The 17,562-nt window shown below is 69.7% G+C and carries 22 protein-coding genes; 11 read left to right on the top strand and 11 right to left on the bottom strand.

All coding sequences use genetic code 11. The features are described from left to right. The 5 genes from V8688_RS03615 to V8688_RS03595 all read left to right on the top strand — a co-directional run. Positions 1-1,284, top strand: a 1,284-nt coding sequence (locus V8688_RS03615; protein WP_342800165.1) for a helix-turn-helix domain-containing protein, incomplete at its 5' end; no start/stop codon positions are given. A gap of 359 nt (positions 1,285-1,643) precedes the next feature. After that, complete coding sequence (locus V8688_RS03610; RefSeq protein WP_218719132.1) at positions 1,644-3,017, top strand: cutinase family protein; 1,374 nt, start codon at positions 1,644-1,646, stop codon at positions 3,015-3,017. Between the two features lie 91 nt (positions 3,018-3,108). Further along, entirely contained in the window at positions 3,109-3,459 is a 351-nt protein-coding gene (locus V8688_RS03605; protein ID WP_342800164.1) for an HNH endonuclease signature motif containing protein, read from the top strand. Positions 3,460-3,621: 162 nt separating this feature from the next. Next, a complete protein-coding gene (locus V8688_RS03600; protein ID WP_218719131.1) occupies positions 3,622-3,828 on the top strand; it encodes a cold-shock protein in 207 nt (68 codons plus the stop codon). 52 nt (positions 3,829-3,880) lie between these two features. Next, complete coding sequence (locus V8688_RS03595) at positions 3,881-4,147, top strand: GlsB/YeaQ/YmgE family stress response membrane protein (RefSeq protein ID WP_342800163.1); 267 nt, start codon at positions 3,881-3,883, stop codon at positions 4,145-4,147. Between the two features lie 62 nt (positions 4,148-4,209). Here V8688_RS03595 and V8688_RS03590 read toward each other — a convergent pair whose 3' ends face one another. Then, the gene (locus V8688_RS03590) at positions 4,210-4,395 is read right to left on the bottom strand and encodes a hypothetical protein (RefSeq protein WP_342800162.1); all 186 of its coding nucleotides are present in this window, start codon (positions 4,393-4,395) and stop codon (positions 4,210-4,212) included. A gap of 52 nt (positions 4,396-4,447) precedes the next feature. Here V8688_RS03590 and V8688_RS03585 point away from each other — a divergent pair, with 52 nt between their 5' ends. The 4 genes from V8688_RS03585 to V8688_RS03570 all read left to right on the top strand — a co-directional run bounded on the left by V8688_RS03585 (position 4,448) and on the right by V8688_RS03570 (position 7,828). Next, the gene (locus V8688_RS03585) at positions 4,448-4,927 is read left to right on the top strand and encodes a Fur family transcriptional regulator (RefSeq protein WP_342800161.1); all 480 of its coding nucleotides are present in this window, start codon (positions 4,448-4,450) and stop codon (positions 4,925-4,927) included. Continuing rightward, positions 4,924-7,149 carry a catalase/peroxidase HPI gene (gene katG, locus V8688_RS03580; RefSeq protein ID WP_218719128.1) on the top strand — a complete coding sequence of 742 codons (2,226 nt, stop codon included), beginning with the start codon at positions 4,924-4,926 and terminating at the stop codon, positions 7,147-7,149. The genes V8688_RS03585 and katG overlap by 4 nt, the downstream gene beginning before the upstream one ends. 141 nt (positions 7,150-7,290) lie before the next feature. Further along, positions 7,291-7,623 (top strand): hypothetical protein, encoded by a 333-nt coding sequence (locus V8688_RS03575; RefSeq protein ID WP_218719127.1) that lies wholly within the window; start codon positions 7,291-7,293, stop codon positions 7,621-7,623. Positions 7,624-7,663: 40 nt separating this feature from the next. Beyond that, the gene (locus tag V8688_RS03570) at positions 7,664-7,828 is read left to right on the top strand and encodes a hypothetical protein (protein ID WP_342800160.1); all 165 of its coding nucleotides are present in this window, start codon (positions 7,664-7,666) and stop codon (positions 7,826-7,828) included. Between the two features lie 42 nt (positions 7,829-7,870). Here V8688_RS03570 and V8688_RS03565 read toward each other — a convergent pair whose 3' ends face one another. From V8688_RS03565 to V8688_RS03550, 4 genes are read right to left on the bottom strand one after another with little or no spacing between them, the layout of a single operon-like run. Further along, positions 7,871-8,494: an SAM-dependent methyltransferase gene (locus tag V8688_RS03565; RefSeq protein ID WP_308248529.1), complete on the bottom strand. Its 624-nt coding sequence runs from the start codon at positions 8,492-8,494 to the stop codon at positions 7,871-7,873. Continuing rightward, entirely contained in the window at positions 8,491-9,243 is a 753-nt protein-coding gene (locus tag V8688_RS03560) for a PIG-L deacetylase family protein (RefSeq protein WP_316574513.1), read from the bottom strand. Before V8688_RS03560 ends, V8688_RS03565 begins: the two co-directional genes overlap by 4 nt. After that, positions 9,225-10,265, bottom strand: coding sequence for an acyl-CoA dehydrogenase (locus tag V8688_RS03555; protein ID WP_342800159.1), 1,041 nt, complete (start codon positions 10,263-10,265; stop codon positions 9,225-9,227). Before V8688_RS03555 ends, V8688_RS03560 begins: the two co-directional genes overlap by 19 nt. Continuing rightward, on the bottom strand, positions 10,262-10,960 hold the full coding sequence (locus V8688_RS03550) for a glycosyltransferase (RefSeq protein ID WP_342800158.1): 699 nt from the start codon (positions 10,958-10,960) through the stop codon (positions 10,262-10,264). The genes V8688_RS03555 and V8688_RS03550 overlap by 4 nt, the downstream gene beginning before the upstream one ends. A 220-nt stretch (positions 10,961-11,180) precedes the next feature. Here V8688_RS03550 and V8688_RS03545 point away from each other — a divergent pair, with 220 nt between their 5' ends. Then, positions 11,181-11,741 (top strand): hemerythrin domain-containing protein, encoded by a 561-nt coding sequence (locus tag V8688_RS03545; RefSeq protein ID WP_218719124.1) that lies wholly within the window; start codon positions 11,181-11,183, stop codon positions 11,739-11,741. Between the two features lie 6 nt (positions 11,742-11,747). Here V8688_RS03545 and V8688_RS03540 read toward each other — a convergent pair whose 3' ends face one another. Continuing rightward, positions 11,748-12,074: a hypothetical protein gene (locus V8688_RS03540; RefSeq protein WP_342800157.1), complete on the bottom strand. Its 327-nt coding sequence runs from the start codon at positions 12,072-12,074 to the stop codon at positions 11,748-11,750. Between the two features lie 190 nt (positions 12,075-12,264). Then, positions 12,265-13,083 carry an alpha/beta hydrolase gene (locus V8688_RS03535; RefSeq protein WP_218719122.1) on the bottom strand — a complete coding sequence of 273 codons (819 nt, stop codon included), beginning with the start codon at positions 13,081-13,083 and terminating at the stop codon, positions 12,265-12,267. On the opposite strand from V8688_RS03535, the gene V8688_RS03530 reads away from it, so the two are divergent. Next, positions 13,051-13,806, top strand: a complete 756-nt coding sequence (locus V8688_RS03530; protein WP_342800156.1) for a TetR/AcrR family transcriptional regulator — start codon at positions 13,051-13,053, stop codon at positions 13,804-13,806. The two genes, V8688_RS03535 and V8688_RS03530, sit on opposite strands and share 33 nt — an antisense overlap. 226 nt (positions 13,807-14,032) lie before the next feature. On the opposite strand, the gene V8688_RS03525 is transcribed toward V8688_RS03530, so the two are convergent. The 4 genes from V8688_RS03525 to V8688_RS03510 form a co-directional block, all read right to left on the bottom strand. Continuing rightward, on the bottom strand, positions 14,033-14,245 hold the full coding sequence (locus V8688_RS03525) for a helix-turn-helix transcriptional regulator (protein WP_218719120.1): 213 nt from the start codon (positions 14,243-14,245) through the stop codon (positions 14,033-14,035). 194 nt (positions 14,246-14,439) lie between these two features. Next, a complete protein-coding gene (locus tag V8688_RS03520; protein ID WP_218719119.1) occupies positions 14,440-15,414 on the bottom strand; it encodes a helix-turn-helix domain-containing protein in 975 nt (324 codons plus the stop codon). A gap of 173 nt (positions 15,415-15,587) precedes the next feature. Further along, positions 15,588-16,214 carry a GNAT family protein gene (locus V8688_RS03515; protein WP_308248535.1) on the bottom strand — a complete coding sequence of 209 codons (627 nt, stop codon included), beginning with the start codon at positions 16,212-16,214 and terminating at the stop codon, positions 15,588-15,590. A 2-nt stretch (positions 16,215-16,216) separates the two neighbouring features. After that, the gene (locus V8688_RS03510; RefSeq protein WP_342800155.1) at positions 16,217-17,395 is read right to left on the bottom strand and encodes a ThiF family adenylyltransferase; all 1,179 of its coding nucleotides are present in this window, start codon (positions 17,393-17,395) and stop codon (positions 16,217-16,219) included. Positions 17,396-17,562 lie beyond the last annotated feature (167 nt).

Below are 17,562 nucleotides of genomic sequence, written 5' to 3'. Positions count from 1 at the left end.
TCGTCGGGCGGCTGGCTGCCGCCCGACGACGAGGCGGCCGGACAGGTTTGGGAAGACATCCTTCGCCCCCTCGCGCGGGAGATCCGCCGCTGCGCCCCCGACCTCACCGCGGCGTCGGTGGCGCGGATGCGGGTCGAGATCCCCGAACTGTTCCCCGACGACCAGGTGGCCGAGGCTAGCCGGGCCGGCATCAGTGCGCACATGCTCCAGCTGGCCGACACACTCGAGCACGGCGGCGATCCCCGGCGCTTCGACCTGCCGGAGCCGGGGCTGGCGCTGATCCGGGCCAGGGTGTGGCGCGGTGTTCCGCTCACCGAGGTCATGCGGCTGTATCGCCTGGCGCAGGAGGGCATGTGGCAGTGGATGTTCACCCGCATCACCGCCACCGCGCCCGGGTCGGTCCAACTGCCGACCGCGCTGCGGATGGCGACGGGATGGCTTTTCGCCTATCTCGACGGCGCGATGATCCGGGCCGAACACGCCTACGAAGTCGAATGTGAGGGCTGGATGCGCAGCGCCGCGGCCGCACAGGCGGCGGCGATCGCCGACATCGTCGCCGATCGGGAGCACGATCCGGCACGCGCCTCGACTCGCCTGCGCTACGAGGTGAACCGGTACCACCTCGCGGCCGTGGTCTGGCTCGACCGCGCCCCGGAGCATTGCGACGCCCAGACCACCCTCGGCGCGGCCTTCGCCGAGCTCGCGCGGCACCTCGGGGCCGAGAACACCCTCACCCATCCGCTCGGCGCGCTGATTCTCGCAGGCTGGTCCGGGTCGCGTGCATCCTTCTCGCCCAGGGCTTTCACCGAACTCCAGCAGGCGCTGCCGCCCGGTGTGCGAGCGGCGATCGGTGGCCCCGCGCACGGACTGGACGGCTTCCGGCGCAGTCATCTCGAAGCCGAGCATGCCCGCCGCGTCGCCACGATGGCCGCCCACCGCGCCGATCCCGTGACTCGCTACGGCGAGATCGCGGTCGCGGCGCTGTGCACGGCCGACCCAGGGCACGCACGCGCGTTCGTCACCAGGGTGCTCGGCCGCCTGGCCGCACCCGACGAGACCACCTATCGGCTCGCAACGACGCTGTCGGTCTTCCTCGGGGAGAACGGCAGTCGCCGCCGCGCCGCCGATCGGCTGCTGGTGCATCCCAACACGGTCAGCTACCGGGTGCAGCAGGCGGAGGCGATCCTGGGCCGCAGTGCCGATATCAGAACCCTCGAACTCCAGGTCGCCCTCGCGATCCTGCCGACCCTGGGCGAATCCGTCGCGCCCGGCCCGGATTCGTGACGCGCGCACAACCCGCACCGACAAGTCTGTCGTCCGGCGACGAGTGCCGCGGCCCGTACCTCGCCTACCGTTCTGTGCCGGTGAGCGTGGGACGGTTCGCCCGGATCCGGCACAGACTCGGTGGAACTGGCGCCACCGTGAAGACCCGTCCCCGGCTCGGCGCGCGGCCGGCCGGGGACGGCGTCGGTCGACGGGGCCGACGACGGACCGCGCAGCCCGGATCGAATCTGAAATGAAACTGTATCTGAAAGTGTGGGCGAAACCCGCGGCGAGCGGCCAGAATTGGCCACGACGGTCCGGCGCGCTGCAACACCTGTCGCACCGTCGCGAATCACCTTCGGCAACAGAGGAATTGGACGATGAACAGGTTGTCGAGATCCGCCGCCGCGACGCTGGTCGCCGCCGTCGTCGCGGCCGGGACCGCGGCGGTCGGCGACGCGCGGGCGGAAACGTCCGGCCCGCAGCCCTGCACCCCGTACACCGCGATACTCGGGCCGGGAACCTGGGAGACCACACTCGACGCCGATCCCGAGGTGCCCGTCGGCATGCTCCGGCCTGTCGGCGACGGCCTGCGACGGCAGTTCGGCCGCGACATCACCGTGCTCTACGCCCCCTATGCCGCCAGCGCTTTCGATCAGGGCCTGAGCTACGCCGAGTCCCTGAGCACCCTGGAATCCCGTCTGCGCCAGATGCTGCGTGGCCTGTGCGGCTCGACGCGGGTCGTGCTCGCCGGTTACAGCCAGGGCGCGGACGGCATCGGCGATCTGGCCACCGAGATCGGCAACGGCGACGGCCCCATCGACGCCGATCGGGTGGTCGGGGTCGGGCTACTGGCCGACCCGCATCGCGATCCGAACACCACACTCTCCCTGGGCAATCCGCAGCCCGGCCGCGGCATCGCCGGCACCCGGAGCCGTGATTTCGGCGCGCTGTCCGAGCGGGTTCGCACGCTGTGCGCCGACGGCGACCTGTACTGCTCCCTCGATGCCGCCACCTCCCCGTTCCTGGCCGTGCTGGGCCGGGTCCTGAGCGGCGATCCCACCCCGATCGCGAACTTGCTCCCCGCCACCGCCGATCCCAGCAGTCTGATCGCCCAAGCCGTCACCATGGGCGCCGGCTGGACCGCCACCGCGGCGAACCTGCCGACCATCGTCGACGACCTCACCCGCCTGCCGGAGTCCCTCGCGGCGGGCGACATCCGCGGCGCCCATCAGACCGCACGGGCCGTCAACGCCGCCCTGGCCCCCTTCGTGGAGGCCGCCGCGGGCGTAGACCGGGTCCTGGTCGCCCAGGTCATCCGCGCGGCCGCCGCGGTCGACCCGTCCGGCCGGACCGCGGGCGTCAGCGTCATCGCCGACGCCCTGACCCACCTCGATCTCCTCGGTATCGCCGAGCGCGTCGGCCACCTCCAGGAAATCCTCTGGCGTGCGGTCGAATCCCTCGACCGCAACGACCCTCTCGCCGCCGCCGCCGACCTGGCGGCCTTGGCCGCCACCGGCGCCGACCTCACCGGCTCGGTGCTCGGCCCCGTCGCCGCGGGCATCCGCTCCGACCTCACCGCGACCACCCGAACCCTGCTCAGCGTCACCGATCCCGCCACCGTCGACGAGCTCGTCCAACTGGGTCGCCAAGGCGTGGACATGGCCAACTTCTACGCCTCCGAAGCCCACATCGACTACGGCGAGGACGTTCCCCTCCTGCTGAACTACCTGAGCTCCCAGGTCGTTTCGTAGCCCACCGCACCCGTCTGCGGCGTCGCGGCCGGGTCGGACACGGTGTGCCCGCCTGCGCCCAGCCGACCGTCGCGGCACGTATTCTCACCTGGTGCCGACCGGCGGTAGCAGACAGGTGCGCGCCGCGCGCAAGCGCAAGAAGCGGATGGCGCGCGTCACCCATGACCTCACCGACGCGCAGTGGGACGCGCTCAAGACGTCCTGGGGTGGGTGCGCCTACTGCGGCTCCCCCTCCACCTCGCTGCAGAAGGACTGCGTGCAAGCCATCTCGCGTGGCGGCCGCTACACCCTCGGCAACGTCGTCCCCGCCTGCGGATCGTGCAACTCCAGCAAGTGCAACGCCGAGGTCACCGGCTGGCTGCGGCGCAAGAAGCTCGACGAACGCTCCTTCCTCCTGCGCCACTACGAGATCGCGGCCGAGCTCACCACCCGCTTCGCCTAGAGCGGAGCCCGAGGTGACGGTTCGCGGTCGGCGGCGCCGGGCCACCACGGAGCAGACCGTGGGCCCATCGTCGCCGAAGATCGGTGGGTGGTGACCCGTTTACCGATTCCGGTCCGGGACATCCTCCGATCGAGAGGTACCGATCGAACGGAGTGGGAAGCAATGGCTCAAGGCACTGTGAAGTGGTTCGACGCGGAGAAGGGGTTCGGGTTCATCGAGCCCGACGAGGGCAGTGCCGACATCTTCGTTCACTTCTCCGAGATCCGCGGCGACGGATTCCGCACCCTCGAGGACAACCAGAAGGTCGAGTTCGAGATGGACCACAGCGACCGGGGCCCACAGGCGACCGACGTCCGCGCCCTGGACTGAGAATCCACGCACAATCACGGCCCGCCAGGGCCGGAAACGATCGGAGGCAGCAATGCTCGGACTGGGAATTCTCGGCTGGATCATCATCGGCGGCATCGCCGGCTGGATCGCCAGCAAAGTCATGAAGACCGATGCCCAGCAGGGCATCGTGCTCAATATCGCCGTCGGCGTCGTCGGCGGTCTGCTCGGCGGGTTCCTGCTGAAGGTGCTGGGCGTCGATGTCGCCGGTGGTGGTCTGCTGTTCAGCTTCCTGACCTGCTTCGGTGGTGCGGTGCTGCTGCTGGCACTGGTCGGACTGGTCACCGGCCGCACCCGATAGTCGATGCTGTGGCGGACCCGGGCGTCCGGGTCCGCCACAGCGGTGTCCGGCGACGATTCCGCTCAGGCCCCGAGCAGGCGGATATCGGTGTCGAGCAGCGCCACTTGCTCGGCGAGGCGGCGTTCGTCGATCGGATCGCCGACGCGGTCGAGCAGATCCGCACGCGTGATGAGCAGCAGGCCGCCGCCCGCGGTGTCGGGGTGACCGTTCTGCTGGTGGCGGTACCGCGGATTCCCGGCCCTGAACACGAGGCCGGTCATATGCTTGACCGATTCCAGACAACGGAGAACACTTTCGGACGTGCCGACGGACACGGAATTCCAGCAGTTGCTGCAGGGAGCGTCCCTCCGCGTCACCGCCCCGCGGGTGGCGGTCCTGCGGGCGGTCCACGACCATCCGCACGCCGATACGGACTCGATCATCCGCGCCGTGCGCTCCAGGCTGTCCGCGGTCTCGCACCAGACCGTCTACGACTCGCTGCGTGCGCTCACCGCCGCAGGCCTGCTCCGGTCCATCCAACCCCGGGGGTCGGTGGCACGGTATGAATCGCGCGTCGGCGACAACCATCACCATCTGATCTGCCGCACGTGCGCGAAGATCGCCGACGTCGACTGCCGCACCGGCGAGGCACCGTGCCTGACGGCCGCCGACGCCCAGGGCTTCACGATCGACGAGGCCGAGATCATCTACTGGGGCCGGTGCCCCGACTGCTCCACCGTCCCCTCCGCCGACGACTCCGCTCGCAGCCCGCACGACTCGTTTCAGGAAGGAATATCGTGACCACCGATAACCGCCCTCCCACCGGCGACAGCGACTCCACCAGCGAGAGCGAAAACCCGGCGATCCCCGCCCCCACCCCGCAGACCGACCGCAGGCCGAACGCCAACAAGGACTGGTGGCCGGAGCAGATCGATGTCTCGGTGCTGCACGCGCACTCGTCCAAGGCCAACCCGCTCGGCGAGGATTTCGACTACGCAGCGGAATTCGCCACCCTCGACGTCGAAGCGCTCAAGGCCGACATCGCCGCGGTCCTGACCGATTCCCAGGACTGGTGGCCCGCCGACTACGGCAATTACGGCGGCCTGTTCATCCGGATGAGCTGGCACGCGGCCGGGACCTATCGCATCGCCGACGGGCGTGGCGGCGGCGGCCAGGGCGCGCAGCGCTTCGCCCCGCTCAACAGCTGGCCCGACAACGCCAATCTCGACAAGGCGCGACGACTGCTGTGGCCGGTCAAGCAGAAGTACGGCACCAAGATCTCCTGGGCCGACCTGCTGGTGTTCGCGGGCAACGTCGCGCTGGAGTCGATGGGTTTCCAGACCTTCGGTTTCGGCTTCGGCCGGCCCGACATCTGGGAGCCCGAGGAGGTCTTCTGGGGTCCGGAGGACACCTGGCTCGGCGACGAGCGCTACGCCGGTGACCGGGAACTGTCCGGCCCGCTCGGCGCCGTGCAGATGGGCCTGATCTATGTGAACCCCGAAGGCCCCAACGGCACCCCCGATCCGGTGGCCGCCGCCCGCGATATTCGCGAGACGTTCGGCCGGATGGCGATGAACGACGAGGAGACCGCCGCGCTGATCGTGGGCGGCCACAGTTTCGGCAAGACCCACGGGGCAGGCGATGCGAGCCTGGTCGGGCCCGAACCCGAGGCCGCCCCGATCCAGCAGCAGGGGCTGGGCTGGCAGAGCTCCTACGGCACCGGCAAGGGCAGGGACGCCATCACCAGCGGCCTGGAGGTCGTCTGGACTGCGACCCCGACCCGGTGGAGCAACGGCTTCCTGCAGAATCTGTACGGCTTCGAGTGGGAACTGACCAAGAGCCCGGCCGGCGCCTGGCAGTGGAAGCCGAAGGACGGTGCGGGCGAAGGCGCCATCCCCGACCCGTTCGACGGCCCCGCGCGCACACCGACGATGCTGACCACCGACCTGTCGCTGCGTGAGGATCCGATCTACCGGGAGATCACCCGCCGCTGGCTCGATCACCCCGAAGAGCTGGCCGAAGCGTTCGCGAAGGCGTGGTACAAGCTGCTCCACCGCGACATGGGACCGCTCAGCCGCTACCTGGGCCCCTGGGTCCCCGAGCCGCAGCTGTGGCAGGACCCCGTACCCGCGGTCGATCACGAACTGATCGACGAGCAGGACATCGCGACGCTCAAGAGCACCGTCTTGGCCTCGGGACTCTCGATCGCGCAGCTGGTCAAGACCGCGTGGGCGGCGGCGGCGAGCTTCCGCAGCACCGACAAGCGCGGCGGCGCCAACGGTGCCCGCCTGCGCCTGGAACCGCAGCGCAGCTGGCAGGTCAACGAGCCGAGCGAGCTGGCGCAGGTGCTGCCCGTGCTCGAGCGCATCCAGCAGGACTTCAACAGTTCGGCCGCGGGCGGCAAGCGCGTGTCGCTGGCCGACCTGATCGTCCTGGCCGGCTCGGCCGCCGTCGAGAAGGCGGCCGCCGACGCCGGTCACCCGGTCACCGTGCCGTTCCATCCGGGCCGCACCGACGCCACCCAGGACGCCACCGATGTCGAGTCCTTCGCCGTGCTCGAGCCTCGGGCCGACGGCTTCCGCAACTACGTGCGCGACGGGGAGAAGGCACCGCTGGAACGCCTGTTGCTCGACCGCGCGTACATGCTCGACGTGACCGCGCCGCAGCTGACCGCGCTCATCGGCGGGCTGCGTGTGCTCGGCGCGAACTACGCGGGCAGTAGCCACGGCGTCCTCACCGAGCGTCCCGGCGTGCTCTCGACCGACTTCTTCGTCAATCTCCTCGATCAGGGCACCGAGTGGAAGCCCTCGGAGTCGACCGAGAACGTCTTCGACGGTGTCGACCGCAAGACGGGTCAGGCCCGCTGGACGGCCACCGCCAACGACCTCGTCTTCGGCGCGCACTCGGTGTTGCGCGCGGTGGCCGAGGTCTACGCGCAGCAGGACGCGGGCGCGCGGTTCGTCGACGACTTCGTCGCCGCCTGGGTCAAGGTGGTCGACAACGATCGGTTCGACCTGCGCTGATCGGGTGTCGAAGAGCCCGGGCCGACCCTCGGCCCGGGCTCTTTTCGCGTCGAGTTCGCCCTCCGGTCCGCCGCCCGGTGATTGACCAGCGGCCCAGCGGGTATGGCCCGCTCATACCGGTCAACCTGGAGGGAACCATCCATGACCTACCCGAATCCGCACCACGATTCCGCGCCGCAGCGCGCCGACCGACACGACGACGAATTCCCCGACCATGCCCGCACGACCCGCAGCCACGCCGGCGAGGGCCTGGAAGACGGTTACAACTTCCCCGGGATCATCCTGTGCGCGTTGGGCGTCATCGCGCTGGGTCTGTGCCTGACCGCGACCGGCTACGGGTTCACCGGCTGGGCGACCGTCGCCGGGGTCGCGGCGGTCCTGCTCGCCGGCGCGGGTGTCGTCTGGCTGCTGCTCGAGCACCGGCGCATCAAGGCCAAGGAGGGCCTGAAGCTCACCGATCAGCGCGGGCACTGACAGCCCCCACGCTGCGAGACCACCGAGGAAGGAACCCGCGATGAGCGAGTCCGACGACCCGGTCCCCCGGCTCGACCGTGACTTGGCGCTGGATGCGACCGGGCAGGCCACCGATGTCGCCCGCACGCCCGCGCTGCCGGTGGCAGCCGCGGTGCTCGCCGGGTTCGTGGTCTGGCTGATCGCCCGGCGACGGCGGCGGTCCTGAGTCGCGGCCGGGCCGTCGCGCCCGGCCCGCGACTCCCCTGCCTCAGACGAGACCCTCGACGCGGGCCACCGACGGCGGGTTCGGCGGCGAGGCCGCGAACACGTCGATCAGCACATCCTCGTCGCCGTAGTGGGCCGTGGCCGCCAGTCCGGCGGTGCGATGCGCGATCGCGTGCACCTCGTCGCCGGTCAGCGGATAGTCGGCCACCACGTGGCGCCAGTGCGCGCACAGCAGCGTGCCGCCGGGTTCGAGGTGCGCGACCGCACGGTCGAAGGCCTGGCGCAGCGTCTCGGCATCGAGGTAGTAGCAGACCTCACTCAGCACGATGAGATCGAATTCCTCTGCCGCCCAGCGCTGTCCCAGCCCCCACCGGCGCAACTCCACCGACGCGTGGCCAGAACGCGACAGCCGTGCGCGCGCCGAATCCAGGGCCCGCTCGGCGACATCGGTGCTCACGAGGCGATCGCAGCGCCCGGCGAGTTCCTCGGTGAGCACGCCGATGGAACAGCCGGGCTCGAACCCGGCGCGGTAGCGCGCCCTGGGCAGCATAGCCATCGTCAGCGCGCGTTTGCGCCGCTCGTACCAGCGGAGCGTGAACTGCCACGGGTCGTCGTCGGTGGCGTACATCCGGTCGAAATAGCCTGGCGGCAGCGCGGACTCGGTCACTGGAAGAAGACCTCGTCGCGTGTGGTGAACCGATGCAGGACATGGGGAGGCAGGACGGGACGGTCAGCCGGATGGTCCGACAGCGGACGGATCTGACTGCGGTGCTGTGCCAGTGCCCGTGCCTTGGCCGCGACCGCCGACGACGGCAACGCCAGGCCGAAGGCATTGGCCGCGGCGACTCGCGGATGGTCGGGGCTGCCCCAGTGCCACATCCAGACGGGATACTCGAGCAATTCGGTCGCTGTGTTCGCGCACGCCTCGGCGGTCGCGCGGCCGACGGCTTCGTGGTCGGGATGGCCGTCGTGTCGCCACGTGGCGGCGCATCGAACCCCCGGCCCGCCCAGGACCGCGAGCACCTCGGTGAGCAGGTCGGTGAGTTCGGCCTGCTGCTCGGCGACCCGGCCGTCGGGCATGCCCAGCCGCATCGGCGCCCCGATGGCGAGTTCGTGGGCCGCGTTGGCCGATTCCTCGATCCGCAGGCCGGCCAGCTCGGCCGGGGTGTGGGTGGGCGAGCCGGGGTGCGAGGCTTCACCGTCGGTGACCGAGATCAGGGTGACCGGCAGATCGGCCGATCGCAGGTGCGCGATCAGCCCGCCGACGCCGAGTACCTCGTCGTCGGGGTGCGGGGCGACGACGATCAGATGCCGCCAATGCTCCACGCGCAGTTCGGGTCTGCTCTCGCGCCACGGCGTCCACGCGCCTTCCGCGGTGCCGGGATCGGTCGGGTCGATCAGGGGCATGGCCACCATGAGAACTCCTTGTCCGCCTGGTCTCGTCCGAGGGCGGCGAGATCGCGTTCGGCATGGCTCTGACGCAGGTACACCGTCAGGTCGGCGACTCTGCGCGCATGGGCTTCGTCGCCGCACAGCGGGCCGGCGCCCAGGGCGCGCCCGACACGGTCGAGGGTGTCGGTCGCCGCGTTCTCGACGATCGCGCGCACGGTCCTGGCCCGGAGTCGACCCGCTCCGGTGAGGTCGGCGGGGTCGGCATCGATCGCCTGCGCGGCGACGGACAGGCTGTCACGGGCGGCCGACAGACTCGCGGTGACCGCGCCCAGATGGGCGAGCGCGTGGTCGTCGGCGCGGCCCGCGGCGGCGCTGCGGTGCAGTGTCGCGGCGACCGCGCACGCGCTGCCGTACCAGCAGGCGGCCACCCCGATGGCGCCGTGCCAGAAACCGGGACGGCTCAGGTACGCGCCGGGGTCACCGATCATCCGCGCCGGCGCACGGTCGAAATCGACGGCGCCGGAATCGGACCCCCGCATACCGACCGCAGGCCAGGTGTGCGGCACCGGCCGGACGACGGACCGGTCGAGCGCCACCGCGAACAACGCGCGCTGACCGTCGATCTCGGCCGTGACCAGTGCGTGTGTGCACATGCTCGCACCCGAGCACCACAGTTTGCGCCCCTCCAGCACCCAGCCCTCGGACACCTCGCGCGCCCGCAGCACCGGAGCAGGCGGCTCCGCGGCCCACACGCCCCAGAGTTGCTCCGGCGCCACCGCGAGTTCGGTCGACGGCCGCCCGGGGGCGCCGTGATCGATCTCGGCCAGGATCGCCGTAGCATCGGTGTGGGCTTCGGCCAGACGCCCGACAACCGTATCCGCGTAGGCGATCTCGGCTAGCGCGCGCCATCGCTCGAGGGTCTGCCCCGAGCCCGGTAACGGCAGATCCAGCCGTCCGGATCTCGCCAGCGACCGCAGTTCCGCGGCGATCACCGGTTCCGATGCCTCGGCGCACAGGCCGGAAACCCGACTGTCGACGCCGGTCATGACACCTCCCGCGATGCGTCCCGCCCGATACGGCGCAGGTGCTCGGCGAACCCGTGCGGTGCGCGCCCGTGCCGCCGCGCGGAGGTGGTGACAGCGACGTCCCCGGCCCAGGCGATGGCGGCTCCGGACGCGCGCAACCGCGCGACCAGATCCACGTCCTCGCCGGTCGGCAAGGCCCGAAACCCACCGATTCCCCAGTAGGCGTCGGCGCGGAAGCCCAGCGCGGCGCCGTGCACATGACTATGACCCTCCGGCCCGTGCTCGAGATACTGCCGCTCGTAGATCCGCCGGGTCCGCGCCGAGTGCGCGTCCCACTGCCGCACCGCGACGACACCCGCCACCACCTCGAAACCCGCTCGCGCGTAGTCGAGCTGGGCCGACAACCACGATGGCTCGACCTCGGAATCGGCATCGGTGGTCGCGAACCAGGTCTCGGACGCACACCCCGAGCCCGCGTGTTCGAAGCCCAGCCGCCGCGCTGCCCCCACATTGCGCTCCCACACCGTCAGCACCTCGGCCGACGCCGCGACCCGCGCCGAACCGTCGGTGCAGGCGTCGAGCACGAGCTGCACGCGGACCGGGACGTCGACCCGGCGGACGGCACGTTCCAGCGCCGCGAGACACCGAGGCAGCAGTCGCTCTTCGTTGCGGACGGGGACCACCACCACGATCCCGTCGATGTCGTCGCCGATCATGGGCGTGTTCTCACAGCCGCCGAAGACTGACTCATAGGGGGCGGCTACCCGTCCTTCGGCAGGGCAAACAGAAGGCCCAGGTCAGCCGGGTCGCTCGCCGCGGCGCGGCCGGCCCGTGGCCCGCGGTCGTCGAAGACGGTGCGCTATGGTCGGCATGTCGACGACGACGCCCGGTGCCCCCGGCGTTGCATGCTGTGACGAGCAGTCTCAGGGAGGAATCGTGGATATCACCCAGCTGATCCTTGACGACCACCACGAACAGCGGCGTCTGTTCGCGATCCTGGAACAGATCAACCGCACCGACACCGAGGCGCTGTCCGCGATCTGGGACCGGCTCGCCGCCTTCCTGGAACTGCACGCGCTGGCCGAGGAGGAGATCTTCTACCCGGCCTTGTTGCACGCCGGAATCGCGGCGAGGCGCACAGGCGCGGTCGAGAGCGAAACGCTCGACGCCATCCACGACCACAACGACATCAGGGACGCGGTGGCCGCGGTCGCGGATCATCAGGTCGGCACCGACGACTGGTTCGCGGCCGTCGCGGCAGCCAATCTCGCCAACAGCGACCACATGGCGGAGGAAGAACGCGAGGGCCTCACCGATTTCCGCCGCCTGGCCGGCGTGCCGCAGCGCCACGCGTTGGCTGTCACCTTCGCCGCCTACGAGGCCCGCCACTACGCCGGCGTGCGGCCGGTCGACAAGGACCCCGTCGCCTACGTCCGCGCCGCCGAGAATCAGGAGCCGCCGCCGAACGGATCGCTCGGTGTCGGCAGTCTCCGCTGATCGTCGCTACGAATCACCGTTCCCGGCCCGGTCCTCGGCGGCCATATCGGTCGAGAACTCGGCGCCGTACAGCTCGATCTCCCACATCTTGTCGATGACCCGCTCGACCGCACGGGTGAGATGTCGGCGGTAGGTGGAAAAGGGCAGTCCGAGTAGTTCGGCGGCGCGTTCCTGGGTGGGCGCGGGTCGCAGGTAGGTGCGGTCGAGTGCCCGGTGCAGCTTCTCGCCGCGGGTTTCGTCGCGCAGGGATTCGCTCATCGTGGTGAGCAGCTCACGCAGCGTGGCGCCGGTGGCCGGACCCGGCCGACCGTGCACGACCTTCGAGCGCAGCAACGGGTTTCGTTCGAGTCGGCCCCCTCGGCCGACCTCGCGCCGTGCCGAACGCACCGCGTCGGCGAATTCGGGATGGGACAGAACCGGTTCGGCACCGGCGGCGCGGGTCGTATGGCGTCCCCGCCGACGACGCGATCATTGGTCAGGTCGAGCCACCCGGCGATCCTCACCCGCCGCCAGTCGTGGGCGTCTACCGCGTAACGCAGTCCGCCGACTTCGTACCCGGCGTCGTGCGCGCCACGAAAGTCGATGTAGTGCATGAACAGTTGCCAGACGTCGGATTCCGCGAACGCCGGTGCAGCTGTTCAGCGCCCGTGGCCGCTTCGAGAACGATGTCGACGAAACGTTCAGGATCGGCCAAGGGCAGGTAATGCCCGGCGCGGGGGACCACACTCAGCCGTCCGGCGCGGCAGGCCCGAACGAAGCGACGTTCATGTACCCGCAGGTGATCATGGCGGCCGTTGATCAGCCACACCGGGCCTGGGTGTGAGCCCAGCGCTCCGAGTACGTCGAATCGGCCGAGCTCGGCGAGCACGTCCGGGATCACCTCGGTGGCGATGCCTGCGCCGCTGACGGCGACCGCCACCGGCTCGGGCAGCATCGCGTCGAACAGCCGCGCACTCGTCCGCTGGCCGCCATCGGATTGCCGCGACAGCACTCGATGCATGACGGAGAACGGCAGCATCAGCGATCGGCTCGGCACGCAGGTGGAGCCGGCGACGACGAGGCCGGCCACTGCGTCAGGAGCCGCGGCCGCGGCCGCGATGCTGACGTATCCCCCTAGAGAATGCCCGACGACCACAGCGCGGCCACCGACGGAATCGATGGCGGCGGTGACTGTTTCGGCAGCAGCGGCGAGCGTGAACTTCTCGCCGCGACGACGTCCGTGGCCGGGCAGATCGACCGCGATCACCGGATGAGTGTCGGCGATGCGATCGGCGACCATCGTCCAAGCCGCCCCGCTCAGCCTGATTCCGTGGACGAGAACCACCGGCAGAAATTCCGACATCACAGCCCTCCTCAAAAAACAACGCTACGTTGCGTTGCATTCAACGTAGCCGAGGCAGAGACCCAACGCAACGTTGCGTTGTATCGTTACGACATGTCCGCAACCGACCCACCTCCCGCAGGCCCGCGCAAAGCCGAGGTCATCCACCTCGCCGCCCTCGAACTCCTCGCCGAGACCGGATATGACGGCTTGACGATGGAGGCGGTCGCCCAGAGATCCGGGGTCAACAAGACGACGTTGTATCGGTGGTGGCCGTCCAAGGATGCGTTGCTGGCCGCGGCACTGACTGTTGCCGCGCCACTGCGGATTTCCATCCCCGACACCGGTACCTTTCGCGGCGATCTCGCCGCGCTCGGAGTCGAGATCGCCCGATTGCTGACCGCGGAGGATACCGCGGCCATCGCGGCGGCGGTCTTGTCCGCATCGGCGTCGCGACCGGCTCTCGCCACCGTCGGCCACCAGTTCTTCAGCGAACGACTCGAACGCGAGCAGGCCATCTTCGACCGGGCGATCGCACGCGGGGAGATCCCGGCCGACGTCGATGTCGGCGCCGTCATAGATCTGTTGGCAGGCTCGCTGTGGGCGCGCTCGGTCCTGCGGGGGCTACCCCTGGGCACCGACTACATCGACACCGTCGCCGGAATCGTCGCGCACGGAACCCATTTCCCCGACGCGCATGCCGAACGCGACGAGGAACATGCGCTCCGCCACGACGGCGCCTGACGGGTCAGCCACCGCGCATGCGTCGGTGTTCCGACGGAAACATCAGCCTGGTCTCGAGTCGTCGACAGCATTCGAGCCGTGGCCCTGAGCAAGGGCCCCGGCTCGAATGCTGCGCGGTCGTACCGACGATCGTCACTCCCCCCGAACTACCCGACCTCCCAGGTCTTTTCGTAGGTCTCGCAGCCCGTGGGCTCGACCGCAGCCTCCGGCGGGAAAGGCGTTCAGGTCAGCACGACATCGCACCTCCGGACGTGTTGTCGAGACGCACCCCCAGGACCCTCTTCAACTCGCCGACACTGTCGGCACTGGGTGTCACCACATCCCGTTCCCAACGACTGATCTGGTTTCCGTCCCTGATGCCGATCCAGTCGGCCAACTCCGCCTGCGTGAAACCGGAGGCCGTCCTCGCCGCCCGGATGGCTTTGCCGATCGTGGACATGGTCTCCCCTCTCTCTCGATGCCTCGGCGCGGACCGCATCGGAGCGGGTGTCCATCGGCGAACACTCACACTCCTGAAGCGGTCTCGCGCAGCCACATTCGAACGATAAGGGCGAATTCGCCGCCGAAGCAGGCTGTGACTGCACGGCCACTGACTGTGCACGCACAAACTTCCGCGCCGCGGGAACTCCGTCGCTACGTCGGCGGGGTGTCCGCGTCGGAGGCGCTGCGGCGCCAGTCCCGGGGCGTCATGCCGAACGCCTCCCGGAATCGCCGGGTGAAGTGGGCGGCATCGCGGAAGCCCACGGCACCGGCCACGGCGGCGACGGAACGGTGCGCGTAACCCCGGTCGATCAGCATGTCGCGGGCCCGGACCAGGCGTTGTTCGATGATCCACTGCTCGAGGCTGATACCCGACTGCGCGCAGACCTTGTACAGGTGCCGAACGGAGATGTTGTTGGCGGCGGCGATGCCGGGAATCTTCAGGGTCGAATCGGCCAGGTGTGTCCGCACGTACTCGAGGATCTGTTCGATCAGCAGTTGCTCCGGGATGGCGCCACCGTCACCCGGACCGCGGCCGGCCGCCGAGATCAGCAGCGCCCGAACCATTTCCAGGCACGACTCGCCCACCGAGGCGGCGGCCGGGTCGGCTTCGAGCTGGTCGGCGATCGCGACGAGATGCTGGATCTGCGCCGTGACCATCGGGTACAGCGGCGATGCCGCCAGCCGCCCGTGCGCCGCGACGACCGTTTCCGCGGAGATCCCGAGGCGCTCCCTGGACAGCTGCAGACACAGCGTTCCGCCGAGACCGTGCCAGCCGGAGGCGAACGTGGTGGCCAGGTCGATCACCTCGCAGGCGCCGGGCTCGATCAGCGTTTGCGCACCGAACTGTTCGTGCCTGCGGACCTGCCCGTTCTGAACGGTCACCGTCAGGGTGTCGCTGGGCGTGATCCGCTCGTGCCGCCTGGTGCGGCAGACCTGGTGGCCGGAGACCTCCGAGCGGGTGAGCGCGATCGGACCCAGCATCCAGGCCTGGTGCCGGCTGACCACTTCCGCCGGTGAATCCCACATCTGCAGGTTCGCCCCGATATCGGCTTCCTGCAGGATGGCGGTGACCGCCTCGCGGCGGTCCGCCGGCGTGAAATAGTCGGAGTCGATCAGCACTGCCATCGGTGATCTCCACTTCGGATCCAAGCCGGCGGTGGAGTGCCTCCCGTCGCCGGCCGATGCGCGTTTCGGGTGGTGGCAATTCGGGGCAAAGGTGATTGCATGGGCCTGTAGTCGGCGATGCTATCGCGACATCGCCCGCTCGGAGCCCGATTCGGCAGGGTTGCGCACCGACCTCACCGGCCCGCGACGGCGTGTTCCCTTGCCGCGGTGGGCCGCAACGCCAGAATCCGGCGTTCGGCCGCGGTCGCCGTCGCGGCCCATTCCGGCCGCAACGCCGCATAGGTGCACACGTCGCGCCACCGGCCCTGGGTTCGGTACAGCTGTCGCAGCCGCGCCTCCGGTGTCAAGCCCACTCCCGCCATCACCGTGTCCATCACCGGATGATCGTGCCGATGCCCCGCCCAGACCCGGTGGATCCCGAGCGGCCCGAAGGCGAAGGCCGCCATGAGCCGCCCCGCCTCGATGCCTCCCGCGCGCAGCGCCCCTTCCGGAATCACGACCAGACCGCCGATCATCGCGTTGCTGCCGAAATCCTCGACCAGCAGGCCGATGGTGCCGACCATGGTGTCCTCATCGGGTGCCGTGATCGCCAGCGTGTACTTGCGCCGCGGGCTCTCACCGCGGGCGCGCAGGGCGGCGTCGAACGCCGCCGCCGCTGCCCGGACACCCATGCTGTCGGTGCCCATGAATCGGGTCAGCTGTGGATCGGTGAAGATCCGCTGATAGGTGCCCAGATCACCGGCACGCAGATCACGCAACCGCAGTCGCGTACCGACCAGTTCCACGTCGCGCAGGTCCACCGTCAACGGACTTCCTCCATCGCCTGCGCGAATTCCGCGTCGATCCGCCGACCTTCGGCGGGTATGAGCTCGTCGAGGTCGATATAGCTCCGCCCCGACGGGATCAGCTCGCCGAGCAGGATCCGGCGTGCGGTGTCCGCCACCAGCGCGCCGCCGAGCATCACCCCCGAGGCGAGTTGTGGCCAGCTGGACAGGGTTCGGCCGATCGCACCGATCGCGTCGCGCATCGCCGGACTCAGCCGCGGCTCGTCGACGACCGCCAGCAGAAACGACAGCAGCTCGTCCCGGTTCATCCTCGCGACATCGGACGAGGTCGCCGTGCCGGTGCGGCCGTGGAACAGCGGGCGCAGTGGTTCGAGATCGAAGCGCTCGACATCGAGCAGGCCGCGATCATTGGCGTCCATCAGCACCGGGATCCCCCGGCTCCGCGCGTACTCGCGGGCGGCGACTTTCGCCCACACCGTGTCGCATTCCTCCACCAGCAGATCCAGCGGCCGGGTGCCGTCGACGCCGTCGAAGAACGAACCGATCGACTCCTCGGTCAGCCCGGCCGTGAACACCTCGATGTCGAGATAGGGGTCGATCTCGAACATCTGCCGCGCCGCCAGCACCGCCTTGGAAACCCCGAGATCACCGATCCCCGCCCGCAGCCGGTTCAGGTTCGACAACCCGATCGTGTCGAAGTCGGCCAGGCGGAACGAACCGCCGACCCCTTCCATCGCCAGCGTCACCGCCGCGCTGCTACCCACCGACAGCCCGACCACACCGATCCGCCGCTCGCGCAGGTCGCGCTGCTGCCCGCGGTCGATCTTGTTGCGGTTCCGATCGGTCCGCACCCGCTGGAAACCCTCGCGCGGCAGCACATGCACCAGCCGGCCGTTCCACGGATAGAACACCCACGTTCCCCACCGCCACAATGCGGTTTCGCCGCAGATCCGACGTCGCGACGCCGCCAGGGACTCCGCTGTCTGCGAGACAGCGGGGTCCTCGCAGCGGATCAATTCGTCGAGCTGATCGTCGATCGTGTCGTGCACCGCACCGACAGCATCCGAGCCCGCCAGCGCTTCCAGATCGCGCAGTCCTTCCGGGCTCGACGCGTCGAGCAGCACGGGACGGAAATGCGATGTCGCGACGCCGGGCGCGAGTACCGGCGGACGCGGAACCGAGCGATGCCGAATCATGTGTGCACAAACCTCCGACCCTCATGAGACGAGCGGACACCGCGCGCCTCCTTCGACCAGGACGCGCAAAGACTACACACAGCACACTTTCAGCTAACTGACCTTCGGTCCACCGGCATGGCGCGCCCGCACTCCGGCCAAACTGCGACGATGACCCGCCGAGTCGA

This window comes from Nocardia sp. No.11, from assembly GCF_038752175.1.
Taxonomy (GTDB): Bacteria; Actinomycetota; Actinomycetes; order Mycobacteriales; family Mycobacteriaceae; genus Nocardia; species Nocardia canadensis.
The sequence above is the reverse complement of the archived record's forward strand: the minus strand, read 5'-3'. Positions and strand labels throughout refer to the sequence as shown.

Bases quoted from the DNA above. Each gene is read 5' to 3' on its own strand.
- V8688_RS03610 (WP_218719132.1), top strand. From the start codon at position 1,644: ATGAACAGGTTGTCGAGATCCGCCGCCGCGACGCTGGTCGCCGCCGTC.
- V8688_RS03600 (WP_218719131.1), top strand. From the start codon at position 3,622: ATGGCTCAAGGCACTGTGAAGTGGTTCGACGCGGAGAAGGGGTTCGGG.
- V8688_RS03595 (WP_342800163.1), top strand. From the start codon at position 3,881: ATGCTCGGACTGGGAATTCTCGGCTGGATCATCATCGGCGGCATCGCC.
- V8688_RS03575 (WP_218719127.1), top strand. From the start codon at position 7,291: ATGACCTACCCGAATCCGCACCACGATTCCGCGCCGCAGCGCGCCGAC.
- V8688_RS03570 (WP_342800160.1), top strand. From the start codon at position 7,664: ATGAGCGAGTCCGACGACCCGGTCCCCCGGCTCGACCGTGACTTGGCG.
- V8688_RS03560 (WP_316574513.1), bottom strand. From the start codon at position 9,243: ATGGTGGCCATGCCCCTGATCGACCCGACCGATCCCGGCACCGCGGAA.
- V8688_RS03555 (WP_342800159.1), bottom strand. From the start codon at position 10,265: ATGACCGGCGTCGACAGTCGGGTTTCCGGCCTGTGCGCCGAGGCATCG.
- V8688_RS03550 (WP_342800158.1), bottom strand. From the start codon at position 10,960: ATGATCGGCGACGACATCGACGGGATCGTGGTGGTGGTCCCCGTCCGC.
- V8688_RS03535 (WP_218719122.1), bottom strand. From the start codon at position 13,083: ATGTCGGAATTTCTGCCGGTGGTTCTCGTCCACGGAATCAGGCTGAGC.
- V8688_RS03525 (WP_218719120.1), bottom strand. From the start codon at position 14,245: ATGTCCACGATCGGCAAAGCCATCCGGGCGGCGAGGACGGCCTCCGGT.
- V8688_RS03520 (WP_218719119.1), bottom strand. From the start codon at position 15,414: ATGGCAGTGCTGATCGACTCCGACTATTTCACGCCGGCGGACCGCCGC.
- V8688_RS03510 (WP_342800155.1), bottom strand. From the start codon at position 17,395: ATGATTCGGCATCGCTCGGTTCCGCGTCCGCCGGTACTCGCGCCCGGC.